1 protein-coding gene is annotated in these 3,131 nt (G+C 47.4%); it reads left to right on the forward strand.

The genetic code is table 11. From position 1 onward, the window contains the following. Positions 1-1,328: 1,328 nt before the first annotated feature. Positions 1,329-2,876 (forward strand): peptidoglycan-binding domain-containing protein, encoded by a 1,548-nt coding sequence (locus HNR55_RS16510; RefSeq protein ID WP_166117196.1) that lies wholly within the window; start codon positions 1,329-1,331, stop codon positions 2,874-2,876. The last annotated feature ends 255 nt before the right edge of the window (positions 2,877-3,131 follow it).

Raw genomic sequence — 3,131 nt, forward strand, 5'->3', positions numbered from 1 at the left:
ATAATCTGGTCCTGCGTAAATCGTACTTTCTTCATCGTCTGTCTCCAGTAGACAGACCTTACTTCAAGTCGAGGGCATTTCAGGGGGCAAGGTCAGCGTCACCCAGCGGCACGCAGCCGAATTCGCTGAACTCCTAGGTTACAGCCGGAATGGCACTTATGCCCATTTAGGCTCACCCGAAACATTCTCTCTCATCTATTACGAGGGCAAGGACTACAAATCTTGGGAACCCATCGAGATGTCGATTGGTATCTCCTCCGAGCGCAGTGCGGTTTATGTCCACACGCGAACTCGTATTGGCCGAAGCCATTATGATTTCACGATGCAAAACAAGACCGTCCGTGAATTTCGCCGCCGATTTGGCGGATCGGCCGTCAGGGACGGCGGAAACGGCGATGGCTATGATCCCGGGCCACCGGTGCCGCCAGCAGCGTCTGGATGCTATCTAGCGATACAGAGATTTGACTGGAACCTGACTAGAGTGAACATGTATCTCCATCAAGGCTTTAGCGTCCTAGAACATAACGGCCTACAGCCGATGGAAAAGATCTGGCCTCAGATACGCGAGCTTAATCCCGAGGTTTTCACCAGTAACATCATACCGGTCTATTTGGTTAGCGCGCTGGAGGACTATTTCAAAAGCACATATATTGCTCTTCTGACCTATTCGTGTCGAAAGGCATCGATCTTTAAAGGGACAAGCTTAATATTCTGGCCCCTTTAAAACGATCTTATCGTCATCGGAAGGTAAACCTTCTGGAGCGAATGGAACATCTTGTCACTCGTAGGCATGCCTTGATTCACGGCATGCAGCTCGACATTAATCTTGATCGAGAAAAGCTCGAAGCCGTCATTCACGATCTGACCGTTAGCGTGAGCCGCGTCTATCAGCACATTACTAGCCATTTCGTTTGGCCTTTTGAACTGCCGCTATCGAGTAATTTTTGTCTGAAATCTCGTCGAAAACCCCGTGCAGCTAGTCGCAATGAGACGAGCGAATAGCTAGGCACGTCCTACACTTAGCGACTATGTCAAAACAGCATCAAAGCGAACGAGCAGCCCTAAGTTATCTGGTCGCCATTCGTGATTAATAAAGTCGGATCTAGTCCTGCGGATAGCTAAAGCGGACGAACAGCTCCCCCCCCCAACTCCCGCTTGAGGGCAATGGGCAAACTGTTCCTCATCGTCGCAGAATATCCTCCTTTCCACGCTTGATTGGTGTACGGCCACCGTTATACTCGCGGTGGCCAACGTGACCACTCACGACATACTTAATGTTGTTGAAAAGTTTTCCGACTAGGTTCGGGGGTTTTTTATAGGAGGTTTATTTGAAGCCGTTTATTTTATGCGTTGGATTTTTATCACTTTCTCAAGCAGCATATGGACAAGTCTACAAGCCGGATTTTAACTGTGCCGTTGACCACTCTAAAGATAGCATTGCCACAATGCTATGTGACAATAGCGAAACGGCAAAGCATGAGCTTATATTTGACCAAACCTATTATGCCTTGCGGCATTCTGTTGGAAAAACAGGATGGAAATCTTTACGCGACGAAGCCATATCTGATCAGGAAATATTCAGGCAGTGCATTCACGCAGCGACTGATCCCGAAGCACAATTCGCACCGCCTGCTGATCCTGGCTGTTATATAACGCAGATTGATGCAATCACGGAAAAATATAAAAAACGTCTTTTAGGACCGGCGCTAGAAGAGGCAAACCGGCCTATAAGCGAACATATTGCATTGCAAAACCAGTTGATCATGATGGGCTACATGCCGTCATCAGCACATGCGGATGGTGTGTATGGCGAAGGCACCAGAAATGCTATTGAAACATGGCAGAGAGTGGCGAGGCGGCCTGACCTGAGCGGTTTCCTGTCGGATGCCGATGCCCGAATTCTTATGCAAACAGGCCCAGTGGTTGAAGCGCACGACCGCGGAGGGGACGTGGCTACGCCAGTTGAACCTGCGACAGTGCCGCAAGGCACGATGCAGACCAATCAGTTCCCCTCCACGCAGGAGCCAGCCGCGCCAGCAAGTCCCCCGCTTAGCGTCAACCCTAGTCAGGCTCAAGCAGGGGCAGACAATCCATCTTCCTCACCGGCCTCTAACACCGAGACCCCCTTAAATGCTGAAGATCAGCAAGCGACAAAAAAAAATCCGGAAAAAGAAGAAGAGACTGTAATACGCATTGATGATAGTCCGACGGTTGATATTATTAAAAAGGCGACACTTCAGGATATTATAAATTCGCCACAGACATCTGTCGTGCATGACTTTATGCATCAAGACGATACATTTTCCGAGAGAATGGAGACAAGATTACTGAATACGGGGCAGCGTTTTCTAGCGTCGCATCATATGGAAAATATTGGCTACGACCTCAAGAGTTCCTTTGTGGAATCTATTTCGGCCAATAAAAATGTAAGATCCATTACGCTTGTCGATGTGGACACGCATGGCCGGCAGGCTATTTGTCAGGTAGGAAGAGAGGAACCAACAAATTTGGTCGCCCTTGAGGTCAAGTGGGTTGTGCCACAAAATAACATGAAAATTATTGATCGTGTTATATTTGGCGTAAAAAATCGTAGCTTTTTACATCCTCTGACGACCGGGATTCGTTGTGTTAAAGCGGCAATTCAATATATGTATTTTGGCAGTCTGGAAAAAACTCCCGCACCGAATGACTTGATACAGATAAGCATGGGACAAGCATTTTCCGAATCAGATGCACTTGTAGAAAACATGTCGAAATCTATTGGGCCGGGCCTAAAAGCTGGTCTGGTTATCCAGAATACTGATATGAGTGACGACATATTATGGCAGGCAGTTTCCACGTTAGGCGAGGCGGAAAGCACCACAGTAACCAGATGATTCTATCTTGATTCGTATCTATATTTCAGAGGAACTGCTGTATCCATTGGATAGTAATTCTCTATCTTAAATAATGCATATTCCGGCACCTAGTCTAACGAGCGAATGTCTTCTTCCTTATACGTGGCACCTAAAACCTGACATTCGGTTCTCCCCTCCAGTTTCGACATAAGCTCTGAACGCAACAAATTTCTTCTATCCGTCTTTTGGGAACGCCTTGATAGGCATCATAGCAGCAGAGAAACTCAAAATTAT

This window comes from Acetobacter lovaniensis (assembly GCF_014207635.1).
GTDB lineage: Bacteria > Pseudomonadota > Alphaproteobacteria > Acetobacterales > Acetobacteraceae > Acetobacter > Acetobacter lovaniensis.